Source organism: Shewanella sp. MEBiC00475, assembly GCF_005234075.1.
Taxonomy (GTDB): domain Bacteria; phylum Pseudomonadota; class Gammaproteobacteria; order Enterobacterales; family Shewanellaceae; genus Shewanella; species Shewanella polaris.
Genome location: NZ_CP039928.1, coordinates 3620337 through 3643317, shown reverse-complemented (window position 1 = coordinate 3643317; position 22981 = coordinate 3620337). Strand labels below are relative to the sequence as shown.

The 22981-nt window shown below is 40.6% G+C and carries 22 protein-coding genes and 1 tRNA gene; 7 read left to right on the top strand and 16 right to left on the bottom strand.

Features of this window, described 5'->3' with window-relative positions:
* Positions 1-171: 171 nt before the first annotated feature.
* The 6 genes from flgE to FCN25_RS16250 form a co-directional block, all read right to left on the bottom strand.
* On the bottom strand, positions 172-1548 hold the full coding sequence (gene flgE / locus FCN25_RS16275; protein ID WP_137226464.1) for a flagellar hook protein FlgE: 1377 nt from the start codon (positions 1546-1548) through the stop codon (positions 172-174).
* Positions 1549-1607: 59 nt separating this feature from the next.
* Positions 1608-2393, bottom strand: coding sequence for a flagellar hook assembly protein FlgD (gene flgD, locus FCN25_RS16270; protein ID WP_137226463.1), 786 nt, complete (start codon positions 2391-2393; stop codon positions 1608-1610).
* 23 nt (positions 2394-2416) lie between these two features.
* Positions 2417-2833 carry a flagellar basal body rod protein FlgC gene (gene flgC, locus FCN25_RS16265; RefSeq protein ID WP_137226462.1) on the bottom strand — a complete coding sequence of 139 codons (417 nt, stop codon included), beginning with the start codon at positions 2831-2833 and terminating at the stop codon, positions 2417-2419.
* 2 nt (positions 2834-2835) lie between these two features.
* On the bottom strand, positions 2836-3234 hold the full coding sequence (flgB, locus tag FCN25_RS16260) for a flagellar basal body rod protein FlgB (protein WP_137226461.1): 399 nt from the start codon (positions 3232-3234) through the stop codon (positions 2836-2838).
* Positions 3235-3371: 137 nt separating this feature from the next.
* The gene (locus FCN25_RS16255; protein ID WP_137226460.1) at positions 3372-4205 is read right to left on the bottom strand and encodes a protein-glutamate O-methyltransferase CheR; all 834 of its coding nucleotides are present in this window, start codon (positions 4203-4205) and stop codon (positions 3372-3374) included.
* Positions 4206-4255: 50 nt separating this feature from the next.
* Positions 4256-5176 carry a chemotaxis protein CheV gene (locus tag FCN25_RS16250; protein WP_137226459.1) on the bottom strand — a complete coding sequence of 307 codons (921 nt, stop codon included), beginning with the start codon at positions 5174-5176 and terminating at the stop codon, positions 4256-4258.
* Positions 5177-5544: 368 nt separating this feature from the next.
* Here FCN25_RS16250 and flgA point away from each other — a divergent pair, with 368 nt between their 5' ends.
* The 3 genes from flgA (at position 5545) to FCN25_RS16235 (ending at position 7219) form a co-directional block, all read left to right on the top strand.
* Positions 5545-6252, top strand: a complete 708-nt coding sequence (flgA, locus tag FCN25_RS16245; protein WP_137226458.1) for a flagellar basal body P-ring formation chaperone FlgA — start codon at positions 5545-5547, stop codon at positions 6250-6252.
* Between the two features lie 74 nt (positions 6253-6326).
* The gene (flgM, locus tag FCN25_RS16240) at positions 6327-6656 is read left to right on the top strand and encodes a flagellar biosynthesis anti-sigma factor FlgM (protein ID WP_137226457.1); all 330 of its coding nucleotides are present in this window, start codon (positions 6327-6329) and stop codon (positions 6654-6656) included.
* A gap of 101 nt (positions 6657-6757) precedes the next feature.
* Entirely contained in the window at positions 6758-7219 is a 462-nt protein-coding gene (locus FCN25_RS16235) for a flagella synthesis protein FlgN (RefSeq protein WP_137226456.1), read from the top strand.
* Positions 7220-7340: 121 nt separating this feature from the next.
* On the opposite strand, the gene FCN25_RS16230 is transcribed toward FCN25_RS16235, so the two are convergent.
* The 4 genes from FCN25_RS16230 to FCN25_RS16215 all read right to left on the bottom strand — a co-directional run bounded on the left by FCN25_RS16230 (position 7341) and on the right by FCN25_RS16215 (position 10090).
* Positions 7341-7910 (bottom strand): chalcone isomerase family protein, encoded by a 570-nt coding sequence (locus tag FCN25_RS16230; RefSeq protein ID WP_137226455.1) that lies wholly within the window; start codon positions 7908-7910, stop codon positions 7341-7343.
* 54 nt (positions 7911-7964) lie between these two features.
* A complete protein-coding gene (locus FCN25_RS16225) occupies positions 7965-8444 on the bottom strand; it encodes a DUF2947 domain-containing protein (RefSeq protein ID WP_137226454.1) in 480 nt (159 codons plus the stop codon).
* Positions 8445-8658: 214 nt separating this feature from the next.
* Positions 8659-8734, bottom strand: a tRNA-Arg gene (locus FCN25_RS16220).
* 147 nt (positions 8735-8881) lie between these two features.
* On the bottom strand, positions 8882-10090 hold the full coding sequence (locus FCN25_RS16215; RefSeq protein WP_137226453.1) for a flagellar assembly protein FlgT: 1209 nt from the start codon (positions 10088-10090) through the stop codon (positions 8882-8884).
* A 564-nt stretch (positions 10091-10654) separates the two neighbouring features.
* Here FCN25_RS16215 and FCN25_RS16210 point away from each other — a divergent pair.
* Together FCN25_RS16210 and FCN25_RS16205 are read left to right on the top strand one after the other, a co-directional pair.
* A complete protein-coding gene (locus FCN25_RS16210) occupies positions 10655-11365 on the top strand; it encodes a FlgO family outer membrane protein (RefSeq protein WP_137226452.1) in 711 nt (236 codons plus the stop codon).
* The gene (locus FCN25_RS16205) at positions 11362-11808 is read left to right on the top strand and encodes an LPP20 family lipoprotein (RefSeq protein WP_137226451.1); all 447 of its coding nucleotides are present in this window, start codon (positions 11362-11364) and stop codon (positions 11806-11808) included. The genes FCN25_RS16210 and FCN25_RS16205 overlap by 4 nt, the downstream gene beginning before the upstream one ends.
* 322 nt (positions 11809-12130) lie before the next feature.
* On the opposite strand, the gene FCN25_RS16200 is transcribed toward FCN25_RS16205, so the two are convergent.
* From FCN25_RS16200 to FCN25_RS16190, 3 genes are all read right to left on the bottom strand, one after another.
* Positions 12131-13147, bottom strand: a complete 1017-nt coding sequence (locus tag FCN25_RS16200; protein WP_137223285.1) for an IS110 family transposase — start codon at positions 13145-13147, stop codon at positions 12131-12133.
* A 117-nt stretch (positions 13148-13264) separates the two neighbouring features.
* Entirely contained in the window at positions 13265-14197 is a 933-nt protein-coding gene (locus FCN25_RS16195) for a DUF6268 family outer membrane beta-barrel protein (protein ID WP_137226450.1), read from the bottom strand.
* A gap of 135 nt (positions 14198-14332) precedes the next feature.
* Positions 14333-14983, bottom strand: a complete 651-nt coding sequence (locus tag FCN25_RS16190) for a TetR/AcrR family transcriptional regulator (RefSeq protein WP_137226449.1) — start codon at positions 14981-14983, stop codon at positions 14333-14335.
* 221 nt (positions 14984-15204) lie between these two features.
* Here FCN25_RS16190 and FCN25_RS16185 point away from each other — a divergent pair, with 221 nt between their 5' ends.
* Complete coding sequence (locus FCN25_RS16185; RefSeq protein WP_137226448.1) at positions 15205-16326, top strand: efflux RND transporter periplasmic adaptor subunit; 1122 nt, start codon at positions 15205-15207, stop codon at positions 16324-16326.
* On the top strand, positions 16323-19394 hold the full coding sequence (locus FCN25_RS16180; protein WP_137226447.1) for an efflux RND transporter permease subunit: 3072 nt from the start codon (positions 16323-16325) through the stop codon (positions 19392-19394). The genes FCN25_RS16185 and FCN25_RS16180 overlap by 4 nt, the downstream gene beginning before the upstream one ends.
* Positions 19395-19556: 162 nt before the next feature.
* On the opposite strand, the gene cydX is transcribed toward FCN25_RS16180, so the two are convergent.
* Genes cydX through FCN25_RS16165 form a run of 3 tightly spaced genes read right to left on the bottom strand, consistent with a single transcriptional unit; the run spans position 19557 to position 22396 of the window.
* Positions 19557-19667: a cytochrome bd-I oxidase subunit CydX gene (gene cydX, locus FCN25_RS16175; protein WP_137226446.1), complete on the bottom strand. Its 111-nt coding sequence runs from the start codon at positions 19665-19667 to the stop codon at positions 19557-19559.
* 17 nt (positions 19668-19684) lie between these two features.
* Positions 19685-20824 carry a cytochrome d ubiquinol oxidase subunit II gene (gene cydB / locus FCN25_RS16170; protein WP_137226445.1) on the bottom strand — a complete coding sequence of 380 codons (1140 nt, stop codon included), beginning with the start codon at positions 20822-20824 and terminating at the stop codon, positions 19685-19687.
* A gap of 15 nt (positions 20825-20839) precedes the next feature.
* Positions 20840-22396 carry a cytochrome ubiquinol oxidase subunit I gene (locus FCN25_RS16165; protein WP_137226444.1) on the bottom strand — a complete coding sequence of 519 codons (1557 nt, stop codon included), beginning with the start codon at positions 22394-22396 and terminating at the stop codon, positions 20840-20842.
* Positions 22397-22981: the final 585 nt, after the last annotated feature.

Genomic DNA, 22981 nt, shown 5'->3' with positions numbered 1-22981 from the left:
AAAAATAAATAATGAGTCACTGTGAGTGTCAAAAAACCATCAATCAACACTAGGGTCCTAATAACAAGGAGTAACGAGGAGTAACAACAAGAAGGGTAAAGGCAAGGTGTTGCCGTAAACGGCAACACCTTTATATAACGATAAGCCTAAATTTATAATGTATGCGTAAATTTAGCGGATCTGTAAGATTGTTTGGTTTAAGGTATTGTTAACTTCGAGCGTACGCGAGTTGGCTTGGAAGTTACGCTGAGCTGAGATTAAATCAACAAGCTCTGTGGTTAAGTCTACGTTTGATTGTTCAAGTGCAGACGAATTAATACTACCAAAAGTACCACTATTAGCTTCACCGGCTAATGCTTCACCAGAACCTAAACTGGCTTGCCAAGAGGTATTACCCACTTGAGTAAGCCCTTGCTCGTTAGCAAAACGGACTAATGCCACACGTGACAACGGAACCGTTGAACCATTACTGTAACTGGCGGTAATCAAACCATCTGAGCCAATACCAACGTTAGTTAATCGACCAACGGTAATACCATCTTGAGTCAATTCAGTGACTTCAAACGGAGAAGCATACTGAGTTGGAGTATTAAAGCTTACTGTAAGCGTTTGAGTACCATCGGCTCCGGGGCCTAAAGCACCCGCACCACCGGTACCCAGTGCCTCAGTTGTAATCGTACCTGGTTCACTGCCAATGTAACTACCAGTATCGTTAAATTTAAGTACCGCACCTGACCATGTGCCTACACCGCTCGGATTAGCAGCTGATGCGGTACCCGTTCCATCAACGGTACCATCACCATCGGTATCCGTATCATAAGTCCCAGTACCACTGGCCACATCAACCGGCTCACCGTCTACCGCATAAAAAGCGACCCAGTTACTTTCACCTGTATATGAGCCAGCGGTAGGTTTAATGAAATAGGTGGTCATGATATGTGATTCACCGAGTGAATCGTAAATGGTTACTGAGGTAGAGTTGTTGAATGTATCAGAATCATCAGGATCAAAACTCGCTGGGTCTAATGCTTCTTCACCCACATTAAGGTTCATCTGCAAGCCAACATTTTCGGTTTGTTCAGGACTACCCGCTGTGTCAGGTACCTTGATAGGATCCGTGGTGGTTAAACTGACTGAGGTTGAGTTACCATCGTCATCCACAGGGAAACCTTGTAAAAAATTACCTGCTGCATCAACCATGTAATTGTCTGAATCAACTTTAAATGCACCGGCTCTAGTATAAGATAGATCCTGTGTGTCTAACCCTGATGAAGTGACAAAAAATCCGCTACCACTTATCGCCATATCGAGCGAGTTACTGGTAAATTGCAAACTACCTTGATGAAACTGTTGCGCAACTTGCGTAGTGGTCACACCACCACCGACTGTTGTTTTACCATTGGCAAAAATTGAATTTGCATATACATCTGCAAATTCGGCACGAGATTCTTTAAAACCAACGGTATTGACGTTCGCGATGTTATTCGCAGTAGTGTTTAAGTCTTTTTGCGCGGCTGCGATACCACTGAGTGCGATGTTAAATGACATAGTTCACCTCTCACAATTAATTCATTTTTAATATGACCAGTTTTATAATGCTGGCCGTATTATGTTTCGGATACTGCGAGTACGTCAGATAACTTAATTCCGCCTACTCCACGCAAATTCAAAATAGCGCCGGTTGCCGTTGTGCCTAATGACACGCTGGCAACATGGGCATAAGTCGATACCGCTAAATCTTCCGATGTTCCATCGACTTTACCGCTGGCCTTAATGGCATAATTACCCGCTTCAACAGGTTCACCATTTTTGTCTAAACCATCCCAAGTAATATCAACATTGCCGCCTTCGCTGCCATCAACATTAAAACTCTTAATAAGCTGGCCGGACGCATCTTCCACCCTAACCGTAATAGACTCGATTGCTGATGGTGTACTAATCACCGCTTTAATTTCAGGGCTTTCAGTCGATATAGCACCAGTATCAGAAGGAATAAGTACCTTACGCCCTACTAAGCTAGAAGCTTGTAATGCTTGGCTTGAGCTCATAACAGTATTGAGATTAAGAATTTCATCATTAAGATTTGAAATACCATCTACTGTTGAGAATGATGCCATTTGCGCAATCATTTGGTCGTTGTCAACGGGTTCAAAAGGATCTTGCATCGATAACTGCTGACTGAGTAGAGCAAAAAAATCTTCTTGCTGTAACATCTGATCATTAGCTTCAGGGATCGCACTCTCTTCAGGTAAACGGATGCTATCTAGAAAAACATTACCTGTTGTAGTCGTCGTTGTATTTGTCTGTACCGAGCTTTTTGTTGCCGCGCTGGTATTAGAAGCACTACTGCTCTGCTGTGGTAAAGACTGACTGTAAGCATTAACGAGGCTCATTGTTACCTCCTTGAATAATCATACTATTTACCCATCCTTATGGTCTGTTGCAACATAGTCTTGGTTGCATCAGCCACTTGAACGTTCATTTGATAAGAGCGTGATGCAGAAATCATATCAGCCATTTCTTCCATCACATTGACATTGGGTTTGTAGATAAACCCTTCATTGTCTGCCATTGGATGGTCGGGTGAATATTCTTTTTGCAATGGTTTGTCACTTTCGACAATGCCTTTTACATTGACGCCTGGCGAACTATTTTGCTGGCTATTCGCTTTTAGCATTTCGGCTTCGAAAATTGGGTGACGTGCGCGATAGGTTTTATCTGCGCTGCTTGAAACAGAGTCAGCATTAGCAATATTACTGGCGGTAGTATTCAAACGCACTGACTGCGCAGACATACCCGAGCCAGATACATTTAAAATATTAAATAAACTCATAATTAATCACCTCGTAATGCTTTACGCATGCCAGAAAATTTACTTTCAAGAAAACCTAATGACATTTGGTATTCGAGTGCATTTTGCATAAATGCTGCTTGTTCTTTTTGCGTGTCGACAGTATTACCGTCACCAGTATCGGCTTGATTGGGTACACGATATTGAACATGCTGTTGGCTTAATGCCGTTAAATCAAAATGTTTTTCTGTTGTTTGGCTCATACTTAAGCCATTTTGATGCGTGCTTGCTGCTTTCATTGCAGAAGCAAAATCAACATCTTTAGCTTTATAATGAGGAGTATTGGCATTGGCAATATTACTTGAAATCACTTCTGCTCTTTGAGCTCGTACGCCCAATGAGTATTGGTGAACACCTAATGCATTATCGAAATTAATCGCCATAAAATTGCCTCCATCAGCTAACTGATAGGAATAAAGCAAAGGTTATGCCAACAATTTGGTTTTCGGAACGAATTAAAGATAAAAACAAACATGCCGACGAATGCCGGCATGGTAAATAGATTAAGTTATTATTTTATCTATACTTTCTTTTGATAATAAATACCAGGATTACAGCGAACCATATTAAATTCATCGCTCAAACCCGCAAGAGATTCTGACGCTCCCAAAAATAATATACCTTTAGGATTAAGTGCGGCAGCAAATTGCCGCAAAATTTTAGTTTTTGCCTCTGGCCCAAAATAAATCAATACATTACGGCAAAAAATAATGTCGTATCTGCCTAATAAACTATAATTTTCAAGGAGATTATGCGCCCTAAAATTAACTAAACGCTTAACATTATCTTTCACTTTCATATTGCCAGACGGTAAAGCATCAAAAAACTGACGTTTACGTTCTTCAGACAAACCGCGAGCTAGGGCTAAACCATCATATTCCGCATTCTTGCAGCGTTCTAACATTGAAGGTGACAAATCAGTTGCCTGAATAGCTACCCCACCAGGCAAAGCACCAGGTTTACGCTGCTGATATTCCAACACCGTCATGGCTAAAGAATAAGGTTCTTGCCCAGAAGAGCATGCCGCCGACCATATTTTTAATGGTCGACCAAGCTTACTGTACTCAGGTAACAGAGTATTGTGCAGTAATTCAAATGGATAACGGTCTCGAAACCATAAGGTTTCATTCGTCGTCATAGCATCAATCACTTCAGTGCGTAAATGACGTTCTGTCGGTTTCATTGACTTTTTAACCACCTCAGATAAAGAAGGTAAATTATACTTTCCCATCAGTGGTGCTAAACGACTGCGCACTAAATATTGTTTATTCTCACCTAACACAATACCGCTATGCTGCTCTAAAAACAGCCTAAATTGATTGTACTCTGCTTCAGCAAGTGATTTATCTGTCACATTATCTTCCTAAATATACGAACCTATGAGCTAAAATATCAATATTGGCTTTATAAGCTCAAATGTTTGTTAACCGCAGCGGCTAATTCATCGGGATTAAACTTGGCAATAAAGTCGTTAGCCCCTACTTTCTCTACCATTGCTTGGTTAAACACACCACTTAATGATGTATGCAATACCACTTTTATATTCTTTAATTTTGGATCATCGCGAATTTCTGCCGTTAATGTATAACCATCCATTTCAGGCATTTCAATATCAGAAATAATAAGCGGGATTTCAACAGATACATCATCCATTTCAGCCGCTATACTTTTCAGTTTAAGTAACGCTTCTTTACCATCTTTAGCGGTATCGATTTGCAGATTTAAAGATTCTAATGAGCGAATAATTTGTTTACGAGCCACTGTTGAATCATCAATAACCATAATATGATAATGTTGATCTCTATCAATGGTTAATGTTTCATTGACCTCTTTACTGATAGAAGTCTTAACCGGTGAAATTTCATCGAGAATTTTTTCAACATCTAAAATTTCAACCAACTCGCCTTCAATCTCAGTGACAGCGGTTAAATATGAAGAACGACCAGAACCTTGTGGAGGAGGCATAATGGCTTCCCAGTTCATGTTGATAATACGTTCAACAGAACTCACTAAAAAGCCTTGAACACTTCGGTTATATTCTGAAATGATAACAAAACAATTTTCGGTCGATGTCAGTGGACGCCCGCCTGTTGCCGCACTTAAATCGATAACAGAAATGGTTGCTCCACGGATATGAGCAACACCTTTAACATAACGATTTAATTTAGGCAGGGTGGTCAGTGGTGGGCATTGCAACACCTCTTTCACTTTAAACACGTTAATCCCAAATCTTTGGCGGCCATTAAGCCTAAACAATAGCAACTCTAGTCTGTTTTGCCCGACAAGTTGAGTACGTTTATTTACTGATTCTAAAATGCTCGACATAAAACAGCCTTGTAGTTAACGGTCACCCAAAAGGATAATTTGTTCTTTGAAATTATAATAAACCTAGGTTTAACATAATACGGTTTATGTGTTTCTCTACTGATGACAAGTTCAACATGAGTATAAACTATCACCAACCTAGCGAATACTTATCAATTGATCGAATCTAAAAGTGGGCATGTAACTTGCTTAAACTAGCATTGGTTCATACTCGCAGAAAACCGACACTTTTTTGACGAAAGGATAATGTTATTGTCATATCCTTAGGCTATTTATTCTTAACTTCTTACATATGCCGAGATAACTCGCATATTATTCATTTTTCAAAGTATAGGTGTATTCTGGCAAAACAAGCTAGTATCTTCATTATGAAAGTATTTTTTTTATGTTTTTTGTGCTCAATAACCTTTTTTTCGCCAGTATTTGCTAGCGAAGAGATAGTTACACCTACATTATCGACCATTTATACCTTAGCTAAAGAGATGGTAGCCAAAAAAATTGACGCTGACTCAAAAGCTAAGATAGAAATTACCCCACAAAATCTTGAGGGCAGAATAAACCCACCACGGTGCTACCCACCAATAAATGTGGAACTCGCCAGCGAAAGAGCAATTAGCCGTAATAATATGGTGAAATTAAGCTGTGATAGCCCTGATTATGACTACCCATGGCAAATGTACATCTCAGTTCGAGTCGAAATAAAATATCCTGTCGTAGTCGCAAACCAGTTACTTTCTAAAGATCAAATCATTGCTCAACATCACTTACAGATAATGTATGTCGACCAATATAATTTAAAAGGCCAATATTTTTCTAACACATCTACATTAATAGGTTCACGAGTACAACGTCGTGTTAGCAAAGACTCGCCAATATTGACCAATAATCTGTGTTTTGTTTGCAAAGGTGATACGGTTTCGATCTATGCTAAAACGGCTAATGTTCAAATAAAAACCCTAGGCGAAGCATTGCGAGACGGTAATATTGATGAAGTGATCAGAGTGAAAAATAGTAATACCGGTAAACAATTTGATGCTGTGGTAATTGGCGTTGGCGAAGTTGAAGTAAGAATGTAAAATAAAGCTAAAGTTTTCCCTTAGGGTGTCGATAACCTGAATGGAAAACCTGATTCATTACGCTGGAGCCTCCCATGGCAATTGACATTAAGCATAACACTGCTAACAATACACAAATGCGCACTGCTCGTGATACGCAGTCTGCTGCGCAATCTAAAACAACTGCAGCCCCAAAATCAGCTGCACCGGTTAAAACAGATTCCGTCAGCATTACCTCTCAAGCTCAACAGCTTCAGGGTGCACAAACGAAAATGGCATCGCTACCTGAAGTAGACCAAAAAAAGGTCGCGGAAATTAAGCAAGCTATCTCTGAAGGACGCTATAAAGTTGATCCTGAAAAGCTAGCAGCGAATATTGCCAGTTTTGAAGCAGAGCTAGGCAGTTTATCGTTTAATAAAGAGTAACCGTTAAACGTTACTCTTTAATTTGTTTTAACGACACACAAACAATAGGTGCAACCTTGCATTATAGTGAAGTGTTAGCTAAGAAAACTTAAGAGTAATTTATGACCGTACTAAATGAAAAGCCAAATGGACAGCTACACGATGAACTTCGTGGACTATTAGACACCCAGAATAAAACGTTAGTACAGCTAAGACAGCTTATTTCTGAAGAAAAATCGGCATTATCAAAACAAGATGCAGACAAACTGCTAGCACTTTCTAAAGACAAAACTCAATGTTTATTCAACATGAAAATCACAGACGAAAAATTAGCAAATCACCCACAACACAATCTGCTTACAACAGATGCTGAACTGGCACAACAAGTCGCGCAAGCTAAAGCTATTCTTGCAGAGTGCAAAGACATCAACAGCCAGAATGCCAGCTTGATTGAGCTCAATATTGCCAGCCTCAATCGCTTTGCCCAAGCATTACAAGCCAGCCGAAATGCTTCAAGTTTAACCTATAATGGCAAAGGTAAAACGTCTACCATTTCAACTCTCGGCAATGACTTTTCAGCCTAATACTTACCTATTAGCACTGCGACCTCGCGACTCTCATTTAATTACTTTTGTAGCATGCGAAAAGCCTAGAGTCGAAGACGCTTCGCGGCTAGATGCTATACAATCGTAGCAGCGTAGCGACCTAGCTAGATACTGCGCCTAGCATTGCTTCACGTAAACTTTGTTGTGCAGATTCTTCACCTAACCAAATCTTAAGTAATGCCTGACGAAAAGCCTCACCCACTATCTCGCCCTGAACCTGACCATTTTTAATGCTGGTCACGCCCTTGCCTTTTTGAGTCACAAAAGTAAATTGATCACCTTCAACAATTTCATCAGCAAATAGCTGTGTAAAATGTTCAATGTCTTTGGCAATAAAATGCGTGTCATTGTCGGTAGCTGCCTCAAATCCTTCGGTTATGCCGTTACGCATTTTGTTTGAAGAGATCATTCCTGAAGTGATAGTTAACTGGATCACCGCTATAGGTTGAGCAAGCACATCTTCTAGAGTGTGCATTTTTGTCGGCAAATACAAACTACCTACATATAAATCCATAAAAAACTTACTGCGTATACCTGCACCATTCAATACTAATGGCTGCTCTGCAGCAGTCATTTTCTCTGCTACATCAACATCTGCAATCATGCTAGCTTGTGCAAACAACGGCAGCATTAACGATAAGCTCAATCCAATTGAAGCTAATAATTTCATATAAACTCTCTAAAAAAACTGTAATACAAACGGATACAACTTAGGGCGGGTTAATTAACCGCGAACGCCTAATTTATATTGACCATTCTGTAGAAACATTAATGCTTGCTTATGTTTTGGGGAGATAAGAATTGGGCCATCATCAAAAAATAAAAAGCACTTCCAATTACGTACGAATACATCCCAGCGAGTTTCAACTATTTGGTACTTTTCATAGCAAAAATACACCACCGCATCATCGGGCCATTGAATATGCGCACTAATCGCTTCAGGCATCGCATTGTCATTAGAATCCCAGGCTGATTGCCAATGCTCAGTTTCTGTCCAAGCATCTTGCTTTGCTGGCCAGTCACCTTTTTCAAACAGCTCTGCACGACTGCTCTTATTGCTTATCCACTTATCCCACACTTCCATAGCACTTTTATCAGTCAGTGGTTTAATCAAGGCCTTATCATCATCTGATACAGGCAAATCTTTATGGTTAAAAATCCACTTACGCTTATAAAGATCAAACGGAATATATGAATATGACAAACAATTGCTCCTAGCAACAAAAATGAAGCACAATTATAACGCTAAAGCTGATCAGACTGCGATAGCGAGAGAGATAAATGATGTGGAGATTGAAGAAATATTAAAGCTGTAGTTAAAAAATACTGATACTAGTAAATATCTCAATTCTGGGAAGGGCAATGAAGTAAATAAGATGATTATAAAAGAGTGAAAATGAGCATAGAAACAGTTTATATGGTCTCCCCACAGGGACTCGAACCCCGATCGGCCGCTTAGGAGGCGGCTGCTCTATCCTGTTGAGCTATAGAGAGACCCAGTGATTATACTGAGTTTATAATTGAATTAAACCTTTTAAATTTAATTGCTTGATTAATAACCAACTAATGTATAATAGCTTAGTTCTTAATCTTTAATCTTTAGTTCTTAGTTCTTAGTTCTGAACTCTCAACTTTTAATCATTAGTTCTTAATCGCAATGTCGTTCACTTGAATATTGTCAGCACTGTCGATGCCGTCAAAAATTGCAGTTGAACTGTCTTCAGTAACTTGTTCAATAACCACATTGGCACGGCTTTTTGTAGCGATGGCGCGCATGGAATTGAATCTGTCTGGGATATTTTTTTGTAATACAATTTGGAATTTATCACCCATTTTGACGCCATTTTTACGACCTAAGTTGATGATAATACGATCCCCTTGTCTGGCAACAATTTGGCCTAGTAATGGACGACAATTTAACTGTTTATCCAGGGACATCACACTTTGTTGTAAAACATCACTAATAGCCTGACCATAGGAAGAACGCCAAAAGCGTTGGTTAGCAGGAGAAACTATTTCTTGTCTTTCAAACTCCCAAGGCGCTGATGTAGCAAACGATTCTGACCACACAACTTCGCCACTGATACCATGATAAAGAGTTAATTTTATCATGAATTGCCTAAGCGGATCATCGTCTACCAACCCCATATAACTGCTTTGTACCGGTTCAGTAGAAATATCAATAATTTCTGGTTGCAATACATATTGGCTGTCGGTGATTTCACCTAACCAACTGGGAATACGGTAACCCTTAAAATTTACTAATTGATTGGTGTTATCAATTTTTTCGTCGGCGTGTAATCGAGCGAAACTGTACCGAGATTGAGCGTTGATAATTTTGCCTAAATGTTCAGTGACCCGTTGTTCAAAGTTGGCCAATTGGCCATAGCGTAACTGAGCGCGTTCTTGTAAATAGGCTTGTGGCAACATAATGGCGGCTTTGAGAGACTGGCTTTTACATTGTGCATCGGGTTCTTGCTCACCAAGTTCTAATTGTAAAACCACGGTAATAGTGTGCTGGCTGATCATTTCACTCATTAATTCAACATTATTGGCCGATCCCATCCGTTGAATTTGAAAGGTATCTTGAGTAAGTCGACCTTGATTGACTTGTTGTTGGCTGGAAAAGTTAACTCCGGCTTTTAAGCTGGCATAATTTAATGCTTGGCTAATGGCATCTTCGCGGGCTTTATCAATATCACCATTAACAATTTTGGCCTTGCCGGTAACTTCAATTTGTTCAGCTGATGCAGACATTGTCGCCAGCAAGCCACAGACGCATAGCATGACTATTGCGGCAATATGACCGAAGGGATTAGCTCGGTTAGTAGGGCTTTGTCTGATCAGCATGCGATGTCCTAATGTCAAAAAAACGTCAATTTGGCCTAATTACACAAATTAAGCTTACTCTATTTTTAATAAAGCAAAAATTGTGCCTCTTTAGAATCTACTGTTCTTTACTGGTTAAATTTTATTCGAGATAAAAACGTTTTAATCGAGACGAGTGGATTGCTGTCTATCAATCTAAGCACCACTCACTTAACAAATAATCGCTCATCAAAGAGTAAAACGTTTTTAGCCAAACCCTTCGGGCAGCGTTTGTTGTTCATTCCTAATGCGTTATCGGCTTCTAAATGTAGAATAACGACACTACAAAACCTCTGCCTTGTAGCCCTTTATTTAAGTAATGAACAACAATTCACTGCAAAAACTACCTTGAAAGATCAACAGCCCCTCACATTTTGCAGTTATTTTTCGATCTAGTGCAATTATAGTAAAGCTTCTTGTACATTTGCCGATATAAGGTGACGAACAATAAAGAAGTAAGTTATTGGCCTTAGTCAGCGGTAAATAAGGTGATTAAATAGCTCATTTATACCAAGACTTGCGGCATTAAGTGTTAGAGGAATTATTATGATTAACAGGCTTTTTATCCCCGCGGTCATGCTCGCATCGTTATCGTTAGCGGCATGCACCCAAACGCCTAATGCTGCCAATAACTTTGCCTTCAATAATAACGGTAAATTTGTCAAAACCGCCGACGAAGATGAGGTTTATCACGATAAGCTGGCTTATGATATTCAGGCTGCAGGAATATCACCTAAAGGCCAAGTGAATGTGTGGGCCGAAAAGTTAGTCAACGAGTTAGTGCTACAGAATGACGCTTTACGACCTGATCAACCACTGCTTATATCTACGCCAGTAATGGCCAGTAATTTAAATACCACCAACGAGTTGGCATTACAGTTACAACAAGGATTACTTGCAGCCTTTCATGCCCATGAATTTAACTTAGTTGATTTAAATGTAGCGACTAGTTTACGCGCAACGGAGCAAGGCGAGTTTTTGTTGAGTCGGAATTGGGAGTTATTACGCTCAGATTTACCGGTATCACATGTGTTAGTGTCAACCATGGCCCTAACACCTGAAGGCATTATATTTAACGGCCGAGTGGTCAATATCACCAATAATCGGGTGCTTTCTGCGGTGCAATCATTTGTAGCTGCATCTAGCTTGTCAGGTTATTTACAGCCTTCTGAAATTATTGAATCTCGCAACGGTTTGTTGTATCGCCACGAAAAGCGAGGCGACAGTCGTTACACCGTATTAGGAGATAAGCTATGAAATCGCTGATATTAATAATGCTGTTGGTACTAAGCGGATGCGTCAGTAAGGACAAATATGTTCAGTGGGAAACTGAAGCTCCAGCCTCGTTTCCAACTCTAACAGCAATTGGTTACGCACCTTTAGCAACACAGCCGAGTAAAGAAGCGTCACATCGTATTTTAATGGCGATGCAAGCGTCAAAAATTGCCGCTTATCGTGAGTTAGCAGAACAAGTTTATGGCCAAAAGGTTACGGCTAATAGCGACGTGAGTGAGTGGTTATTAACTGATGATAACGTTAAATCGAGCGTTAGTGGCATTATCCGTGGTGCCAAAGTGGTTAAGACTTACCCTTCAGGTGAGTTTTATGTCACAGAGCTCGCTTTGGACTTTAAACAAGTATGGCAATTGTACGAACAACAAAATCGCCCTAAACGGGTGAAAGATGTTACCTACTTTTAAATATTAAAGTCGATTTGGATTAGCTTGATACCTAATGTTATTAACTAATGTTTGAGTTAATTAGCTTGCTTAAACCAAAATGTTTATACAAAAATGTATGGTCCGCCTCGTTATTGCAAATGATATTTTCGATAACGAGGTTGGTTTGCGCTAATGTATTCGGAATCTTCATTAGGTGCTTTACCACCCGCTCCACGATGAGTTCCGCGCTAGATTGTCCTCAAAAAGCCCAAAGCATACTTTCGGTGCTGTTTTTTGTGTCAGGTCTTCAATCTAGTGGTCTGACCGTTCTGTCATCTTCTCTATCATCTGCAAACTCGGGTTAAACTCTTATTTCAAATGCTTGCTTGGTCGATAATACCGACCACGCTATTCGTACCAACTTATTCGCTAATGCAACGACGGCTACATTAAATGGCTTCCTCGCTCTGAGCTCAAGTATCCATTCTCCAAATACGGCCACCGCTTTTTCTGGCCTTGATAACATCGCTCGAGCACCATGAATAAACAACGTTCTTAACGCCTTATTTCCACGCTTACTTATCCCGAGCAAGGTTGACTTCCCTCCCGTTGAATATTGATGAGGAACTAATCCTATCCATGCGGCCATTTGACGGCCATTTTTAAAATGCGTGACATCTGAGATATCGGCCAAACACTGAGCTGCGGTTAAATCTCCCACCCCAGGGATCGTCTTTAATAGCTGCGCTCGCACATCTTGCTCGACAAGCTGTTTAAGCTTTTTATCTTGCCCTGCTATACGCTCATTAAGCAGTAAGTAATACTCGTGGTGTTCAATTAATTCTTGCATCAACATGGTTGGAAGCGGTTCGCCGTTATCGGCAAGCCATTGGAATAACACTTTCATTTTGGCATGCCCTCTAGGAAAGCTCATGCCAAACTCGAGTAAAATTGCTCCAATGCGTGACATACACGCTGTCCGCTCTTTGATATAACTAGACCTAACTCGCTGAATAACGCTGATGACTTGTGAGGTCTCTGTTTTGACACCAACAAAACGCATCGATGGTCTTGTGCATGCTTCTGCTATTGCATCGGCATCAATATAATCATTTTTATTCGTTTTAACGTAAGGCTTAACATATTGGGGAGGAATGAGCTTAACCTCATGACCCAGTGCTTGGCATTTTCTTGCCAACCATTGGGAACCGCCACATGATTCCATTGCAATCATTGTTTTAGGTGTTTGTGACAGAAATTGAATGAGCTTTAAACGAGTTAAATGTTTACGAAATTGTTCACGACCAGTGTGATCATGCCCAACAAGATGAAAAGAAGATTTGCCTAAATCGATCCCAATTACTTTAATAATAGACATGATGGTTCGCCTCTTTGATTAGCCTACCCTAAGTATAGCTTAGGCGTGAGGCGGACCATCTAATTAAGCCACTGATTTAAGCGGCTTTTTTGTTATCGGCTGTGTTATCGCTCATTGTTAAAACGATAATTTAAACGCTAAGCCAAATGCGGCCTGGTTTTCCATGTCTTCAGTAATGTCAGGATAACTTAACTCCATTTCTCCAGCAAAATAGTACCCTGCATAAGCATTAAGGCTGATATTACTGGTCGCTTTCCAGCCTGCTCGAGCAAAGCCTACCCATTCTTCGACTTCGATTGTTTGATCATCATCAGCAATTAAAAAACGCTCGGTTCGCATTGAACTTCCCACGCCAAAATCCCAGTCACGATTATATTGATAACTTAATTCTAACCCCGCAGGGCCACTAAAACCGGCTTGGAATGGGTTAGCAAGTACCCACTTATCGTTTATTTGCCAACGAACTGCCAAATAAGGAATGGTACGCACTTCTGAAATATCATTTAAATATGCAACGCCAACACCCAACATATTGCCCGAATCAAAGCGGTACATTCCCGATGCCACTACGCCATAACTTTGCGCGTTTGAAGATGAAGCCGTATCGGCATAGGCATATTGCAATTTTGGCGCAATAAGAAACATCCAATGATTATCAAGACGGTAAGATAACGATAAACCAGCACTGTACTGATGTATGGTTGACCAAGGTTGAACAGTTGAATTTAAAGGAGTGTTTTGGTTTATTTCCCAATCGTAATCGAGGTTATCGTAGCCTAAGCTTGCTCCTATAGACCACTGGCGATTAAGTGGCATGTTGGCCGAAAAACTGGTTTTCCATGTATCTCGCTGTAACTGATTAGCGTTAGCGCTATCAGTCCCAACATTTGCAGTGCCCGTTGATGTACGAGCCACGGTGAGTGAAAAAGGTGAACGTTCTGGTGCTGCTAAAGCATACTGACTTAACAACAGTCCCGATGCTAGCAAAATTGACAAAGCTGATTTACTCAATGATTTTGGCTGAATTACGTTAACGTTATAAAGCGTCATATCGATCTGCTTCCCTTCAAATAATGAGATAAGTTAAATATTACCTTGGTTTAATTACACCTTGGTTTAATTGCACTTTGGTTTAATTGAATAGCAATACTATTTTTGAGCCAATTAGGTTCATCTTTTATTGGTTTATTTTACGTCAACTTGGTGTGCTCGCAAAAACATCTCTGCAGTATCTTGTATGTATGCTTGTCTGGATATCTGTAAATCACCGATCTCCAAGCCCAACTCTAAACGCAGTTTAAGTTCACCAAATAACATTAAACATAATCTAACTGCGCTTTCGTGCGGATTTTTAAACCAGTATTCGCCGTGCTCATTGACCTTTTTTAAATAATTTCTAACCAGTCCGAGTACGTGCTTGGGGCCAGCGTCATAGAATAATCTAGACACTTCTGGGTGAGTATCAGCTTGAGCTACGCAGGTTTTAAATACTGTCATGGCTTCTTTGCTAACAATCATCTCACCAAATTGCTGAGCAAACTGCAAAATAACCTGTTGGGGTTTAGTTGCATCGACTAAAGCATTGTCAGTGAGTTGATGCACAACACATTTAGATTCAATCGCGGAAACAAACAAATCATCTTTGGAGCCAAAATGAGAGTAAACGGTTTGTTTTGATACACCAGCATGTTTTGCCACTTCATCCATACTGGTATTAGGAAAACCCTGATGGCAAAAAAGGTCAATGGCAGACTCAAGTACCTGGGCACGCTTTTGCTCACTGCGGCTCAAATTAACTTGTCCGTCATTATTAAGCGATGTGTGTTCTTTTGTCATGTTGGTTCCGTAAATTAACCCATTAAGCAAAATCGAGCTTCAGTAATACAGCTCATTATTTAGCGTTATAGTAACCAAAAATAGACTGGACAGTCTAGTCTTATAAACCTAGACTACTGAGTCTAATTAACATTTAAATTACATATTGCGGTTTGTAACAAATGCTTTCATTAAGATAAGCCAGACAGACACAACCTATTGCTATGCAAGGAAGACACTTTATGTACGCGTCAAAGACATTCACCCCAATCATTCTATACTTAGCGCTAGGTTTAAGCTTCATCGCATTAGGCGGTTGTGGCTCTGAGGTAAAAGAGCATTCACAAACAACTGAGTATCAAACGGTATTGTCACAGCCTTTGTCGTTAAGCGACCGTTATCAGCACATGCAAACTTACACGGGTACGATTCGCTCGGCCAATACCACCGGAATTGGCTTTGAACTTGCGGGCAAACTCAATAATATCCTGGTCGACAGTGGCGATACGGTTAGCAAAGAACAAATATTAGCGCAGCTTGATACTGATTTATTGATCGCAGAGAGGCAGCAATTACAAGCTAGTTTATTACAAACTCAGGCAGATATAGATTTAGCAAAAAGCACCTTAGCTCGTACTCAAAAGTTGAAACAACAAAACTATGTGTCTGAACAGCAACTCGATGAAACCCAACAACAAGTTATCAGCTTACAAGCTAACCAGAAGCGTATAGAAGCCAGTTTAAGTGCGACCAATTTAAAAATTGAAAAATCAACCTTACTGGCCCCATTCAATGGAAAAATCAGTCAACGTTTTCATAATGTCGGCGAAGTGATTGCGCTAGGTAGTCCGGTTTTCACCTTAGTCGGTAACAGTCAGTCTGTGGCTTATATTGGGGTACCCATTGACATCGCACAGCAGTTAACCGCCGAGCAGATGGTAGATGTCCGTGTAGGTAAACAAACCTTTACCGCTAAAATTGCCGGCATTAGCGCCGAAGTGAACACGATTAGCCGTACAGTTCAGTTACGTATTTTGTTACCCGATTCAGCAAGAGTCATCAATGGTGAGATAGCATACTTAGCTTATCAGCAAGATGTTCTGGAACCTGGTTATTGGGTACCAATGTCGGCCTTAACTGACGGAGTTCGCGGATTATGGAATGTGTTTGCCTTAGTTGAGGCTGAGCAAGGTTTTTATACCATTGAACGTCGCGATGTAGAGATTATCTATACCAATGAACAACAAGCATATATTCAAGGTGCCATAAAACCAAGCGATCTAATTGTGTCACAAGGATTACATAAATTGGTCGTTAGCCAAAAAGTGACTCTCGCTCAAGCTGAGAAAACGGGGGCACTATGATTAAAGCATTTTTAGAAAATGGCCGCCTAACCAGTTTATTTATCGCATTATTAATTGTTGCTGGATTAGGTGCCATTTCAAGCCTACCTCGCACCGAAGACCCACATATTACTAACCGGTTTTCATCTGTTATCACTCAATACCCAGGTGCATCTGCTGAGCGGGTTGAAGCGCTAGTGACCGAAGTGTTAGAAAATCAATTACGTCGTTTAGAAGATTTAAAGCTAGTCCAGTCTACTTCTCGCCCGGGAATTTCGGTTATCCAGTTAGAGTTAAAAGACACAGTAACAGAGACGGCTCCGGTGTGGTCACGCGCTCGAGATCTTATCGCCGACAGTGAATCATTGTTGCCATTAGAAGCACAAAACAGCGTATTAGATGATCAATTAGGTTATGCCAATACAGCCATTTTAGGGCTTGTTTGGGCTGACGACAGTCCTGTAAGAGCCGATATTCTTAATCGTTATGCCAAAGAATTACAAAGTCGTCTAAGACTGCTCAGCGGGACTGATTTTGTTAAGCTCTATGGCGCACCACAAGAAGAGATTTTAGTTGAGTTAGATGGCAATAAAATCAGCCAATTGCATTTAACCCCCGCCAGTATTGCCGCGATTTTAAATAATGCCGACAGTAAAATTTCAGCGGGTGAAGTTAATAACAGCCAATTTAGAGCCTTAGTTGAAGTATCTGGTGAGTTAGATTCGCAAAATCGTATCCGCCAAGTGCCGTTAAAAGTAGATGACTATGGTCAAATTATTCGCTTAGGGGATGTGGCTAATATTACCCGCCAAGCTAAGACCCCAGCATCAAGTATCGCCTTAATCGACAGTCAACAAGGCGTATTAGTCTCTGCGCGCATGCTCAATAATAATCGAGTCGATGTGTGGCAACAGCATGTTAGCAACACCATAGATGATTTCTCAGTTAATTTACCGGCCAATATCAAGGTGCAATGGTTATTCGACCAACAAAGCTATACCAGTGACCGATTAGGCGACTTGGTGATTAATCTGTTACAAGGATTTGTGATTATTTTAGTGGTTCTGATGCTGACATTAGGACTGAGAAATGCGGTTATTGTGGCGATATCATTACCATTAACTGCGTTATTTACCCTCACCTGCATGAAATATACTGGCCTACCGATCCACCAAATGTCGGTAACAGGTTTAGTGGTTGCGCTGGGGATTATGGTCGATAATGCGATTGTGATTGTTGATGCCATTGCTCAACGCCGTCAGCAAGGTATGAGCAAGCTGGAAGCGGTATCGAAAACACTACATCATTTATGGCTTCCACTGGCGGGCTCTACCATCACCACGATGCTCGCCTTTGCGCCTATTGTGTTAATGCCGGGGTCCGCGGGTGAATTTGTTGGTGGCATTGCCATTTCAGTCATGTTCGCCTTACTTGGCTCATATATTATTTCTCATACCATTATTGCTGGCCTTGCGGGTCGATTCAGTCGCAGTGAAAAACCAACGGCTTGGTATCAGCAAGGCATGGCATTCCCAAAAATTAATCAGGCATATACTGCCAGCCTTAGGTTTGCGTTAACAAGACCAATACTGACCGCCATTGTGATTGGAATATTACCGGTTGCAGGCTTTTTTGCGGCGGGGAAAATGACTGAACAATTTTTCCCACCATCTGATCGCGATATGTTTCAAATTGAAGTCTACTTGGCACCTCATGTGAGTATCGATAACACTCTCGAGCAGGTTAAACTGATTGATAATAAGCTGCAACAGATTGACGATATTGTCGCCGCTACATGGGTTGTTGGCGGTAATACGCCCTCTTTCTATTACAACTTAACTCAACGGCAACAAGGGGCAACCCATTATGCTCAAGCAATGATTAAAGTGACTGATTATGTCGCCGCCAATAGGTTAATTTTACAATTGCAAAAAGAGTTTGATACCCAATTTCCACAAGCACAGATTTTAGTGCGCAAACTGGAACAAGGACCCCCTTTTAACGCTCCTGTTGAGCTGCGTATTTATGGCCCTAATCTTGATACCCTTAAAACATTGGGTGAACAAGTACGCGGCATCTTAGTCGCCACACCAGATGTCATTCACACTCGTGCCACGCTCAGTTCTGGCGCTCCAAAAGTGTGGTTACAGGTGAATGAAGACGCCAGCTTAATGAGCGGCTTAAGTTTAAGCGACATTGCTAATCAAATTAAAATGGCGACCACTGGCGTCATTGGTGGCAGTATTTTAGAGCAAACCGAATCACTGCCAATACGTGTTCGTTTAGGCGATAACAGTCGCGAACAAGCCACGCGTTTAGCCGAGATAAATTTGGTGTCACCATCAGGGTCAGGCATTCCACTATCGGCATTATCTTATAATGAAATCAATGTCAGTCGCGGTGCAATCCCCCGCAGAAATGGTGAGCGCGTTAATACTATCGAGGCTTATATCACCAGTGGTGTATTACCAGCACAAGTGCTAAACGAGGTTAAAGATACTATTGCTAATTTACCCATTCCAGTTGGATATCATCTCGAAATCGGCGGCGAAAGCGCAAAACGCAATGAAGCTGTAGGTAATTTACTGTCTAATATTGTGTTGGTGGTCACGTTGTTATTAGCGACGGTAGTGCTGTCTTTCAACTCGTTTAGATTAACCGCCATTATTTTACTGAGTGCATTTCAATCGGCAGGTTTAGGCTTGTTATCCGTATATGTATTTGGTTACCCGTTTGGGTTTACCGTCATCATCGGTTTATTGGGATTAATGGGCTTAGCCATTAATGCCGCCATTGTTATTTTAGCTGAATTAGAAGATATCCCCGAGGCGCGCAATGGCAATATACCAATAATCATTTGTACGGTGAGCAGTTGTGGGCGTCATATTGGATCAACCACCATTACCACCATAGGTGGATTCTTACCTTTGATCATCGCCGGTGGTGGCTTTTGGCCACCCTTTGCTATCGCTATTGCTGGCGGTACCTTGTTGGCAACCATGTTGTCACTGATTTGGGTGCCAGTAATGTATACCTTATTGATGAAACCTAAAACAGTTCTCAATACTGCATTAGCATTACAAAGTTAGACGTGACAACGAATAAGTGTTTGTGAGCCACCCATCGACGTAGGTTCGCGTAGATCAGAGGGTTTTTACATCTATATCATTATAAACTCTCTGAACAAAATTTATAGCCAATAAAAAACCGCTTTATCACTAAAGCGGTTTTTTTTTCAGAATCTATAACGTTTATAGTTCGCTATTGCGATCCATATTTTCAGTATTCTCAAGCCATAAGGCGTTGATAATACCGAATGCACACGCTAACAATACCCCTAAAATCCACGCAAAATACCACATAGATGTTGCTCCTTAATTTAGTAAAGTGAGGTTTTATTGTTTTCAATAAACTCACGATTTAAACGGCCGAACATCTTGTAATAAGTCCAAGCAGTATAACAAAGTATCGTTGGTACAAAGATGGCAGCAACAACGGTCATCACATTAAGTGATAGTTGGCTGGCTGTCGCATCCCACATGGTTAAGCTAGCATTAGGCTCTAGTGATGATGGCATAACAAATGGGAACATTGCTGCACCACAAGTCAAAATAACGCCAGCAACAGCAAGTGAACTAAATAAGAATGCAAAACCACTGCGATTTAAGCGACTAGCAAAAATCACTAATATTGGCATTAATAACCCTAATACTGGAAACAACATCGTAATAGGATATTTGTCATAATTAGTTAACCAAGCGCCCGCTTCAATAGCAACCGTTTTAGTGGTTGGATTTGACGGACCAGCTAGATCAAGTGTAGAGGTAATGACGTATCCATCAATACCGTTGACTAACCAGACACCAGCAGCACCAAAGAGTACAAATAATAGACCACCACAAATTTGTGATGCCTTAACACTGCGTACCCGTAACTCGCCATCTGTCTTCATTTGTAACCATGAAGCCCCTTGCATAACAAACATTGTTACACTGACAAGTCCAACTAACAAACCAAACGGATTTAATAAACCGAAGAATCCGCCATGGTAAGTTGCACGTAGATATTCATCAAAGTTAAAAGGTACACCTTGCAGTAAGTTACCAAATGCTACACCAATGATTAATGGTGGCACAAAACTGCCGACAAATAATGCCCCATCCCATGACTTACGCCATCTTGGATCTTCAATTTTAGAACGGTAATCAAAGCCGACTGGACGTAAATATAAAGCGAATAATACTAGCATCATCGCTACATAAAAGCCCGAAAACGATACGGCATAGACCATAGGCCAAGCGGCAAACAATGCACCAGCAGCTGTAACTAACCATACTTGGTTACCGTCCCAGTGCGGTGCGATAGTGTTAATCATAATACGGCGTTCAGTATCGTCTTTACCAATAATCGGTAATAACATACCCACGCCCATATCAAAACCATCAGCCACAGCAAAACCAACAAGTAACACACCAATTAGTGCCCACCAGATAAATCTTAATACTTCATAATCAAACATAATCAGGTCCTCCGCTTAAGCATCTTGGTTTTCAAAATGGTAACGACCAGTTTTTAAGCTGCTTGGGCCAAGACGTGCAAACTTAAACATCAAGTAAGCTTCTATAACCAACAGAATAGTGTAGAAAACCGTGATCGAAATAATACTGAACCATAAATCGGCCGGCGTTAAACTCGATGCAGACATGAAGGTTGGTAGAATTTCTGAAATGGTCCAAGGTTGGCGACCAAACTCTGACACAAACCAACCACATTCAATGGCAACCCAAGGAAGCGGTAAACTGTAAAGTGCAGCGCGAAGTAGCCATTTTTTCTCTGCAATTTTATGACGAGTGCTTTGCCAAAACGCAGCTGCAAATACAAATAACATAATCACACCTGCACCAACCATAATACGGAAGGTCCAGAACATTGGTGCTACAGTAGGAATAGAATCAAAAGAGGCAGCAATAATTTGCTCTTCAGTCGCATCGACCACTTTATCGGTATAACGCTTCAGTAAGAAGCCATAACCTAAATCGTCTTTAACCGCGTCAAATTGCTCTCTTACTTCGGCAGATTTATCACCTGCACGTAGTTTTTCAAGTAATCCGTAAGCAACCATACCAGTACGAATGCGTGCTTCATGATTTTTAACGAGATCGGTAATACCAGTCACTTCGGTATCTAAAGATCGAGTGGCAATAATGCCCATCGCATATGGGATTTTAATGGCATAATCGGTTTCCATCGTTTCTTGATTAGGAAAACCTACTGCTGTAAAGGCTGCTGGTGCAGGCTCAGTGTGCCACTCAGCTTCAATCGCTGCTAATTTTACCCGCTGAACTTCACCGACTTCATAGCCAGATTCATCACCAAGTACAATAACCGATAGAATTGAAGCCAAACCAAAGCTTGCGGCAATGGCAAACGAGCGACGAGCAAACGGTAAATCTCGACCTTTCAATATGTAATACGAGCTAATGGCAAGTACAAACATGGCTCCGGCAACATAACCAGATGCGACAGTGTGAACAAACTTAACTTGCGCTACAGGGTTAAACACCAAAGCGCCAAAATCGATCATTTCCATGCGCATGGTTTCATAGTTAAACACCGAACCCACAGGGTTTTGCATCCAACCGTTTGCGATCAAAATCCATAACGCTGACAAATTAGAGCCAAGAGCGACAAGCCAAGTGACGACTAAATGTTGGCGTTTGCTGAAGCGATCCCAACCAAAAAAGAACATTCCGACTAACGTTGACTCAAGGAAGAAAGCCATCAAAGCTTCTATCGCCAGAGGCGCACCAAAAATGTCACCGACGTAATGAGAATAGTAGGACCAGTTAGTACCAAACTGGAACTCCATCGCTAAACCAGTTGCGACACCTAACGCAAAATTAATACCAAACAATTTACCCCAAAATTTTGTCATGTCTTTATAGATTTGCTTATTGGTCATCACATAAAGTGATTCCATAATGGCAAGAATAAAGGCTAAACCTAGGGTGAGTGGAACAAATAAAAAGTGGTACATAGCTGTAAACGCAAATTGATAACGCGATAGCTCAACGACCTCTTCGATAATCATTGGCGACTCCTTACTTCAGTACAACCAAATACGACACAGCAACAGATTGTTGCCATAATGATGATGTTATACCTGAAAACGGTCATTTTGAAACAATGAACAACTCACCAAAATGTAAAAAATGATAAATTAATCTGTTTGCCTATGTTTTCAAGCCCAATCCTAAACGCTTATATCTTACGGTATAATCCTTGAGTAGATCATATTTTTTAGTCAAATTTGTGACCCACATTAGATCTTTTGCATAGATATTTTTTTTACTTATATAATCATTAACTTAGAATAATTAAAATGCTTAAAACTGGTCTTTAAAACGATACCAGAGCAGACAACTTATACTTATATACTCAAAAAAGTCGTTACAATTAACAAACTACACTTTTGTCCTCCCAAGAGGTATTGACAATATTTCTCCCATTGCTAGGAGCCACAATGCCTATAAATAAAAAACCGATTATTTGGTCATTAGAGCCAATTGTTACCACAAAGTATATTATTTAATTAATTATTAACCTAGGATGAATAATTTATTAAATAATCTAATCAGACTAAAATAATAAATTCAATAAAAACAAAACAATAAAA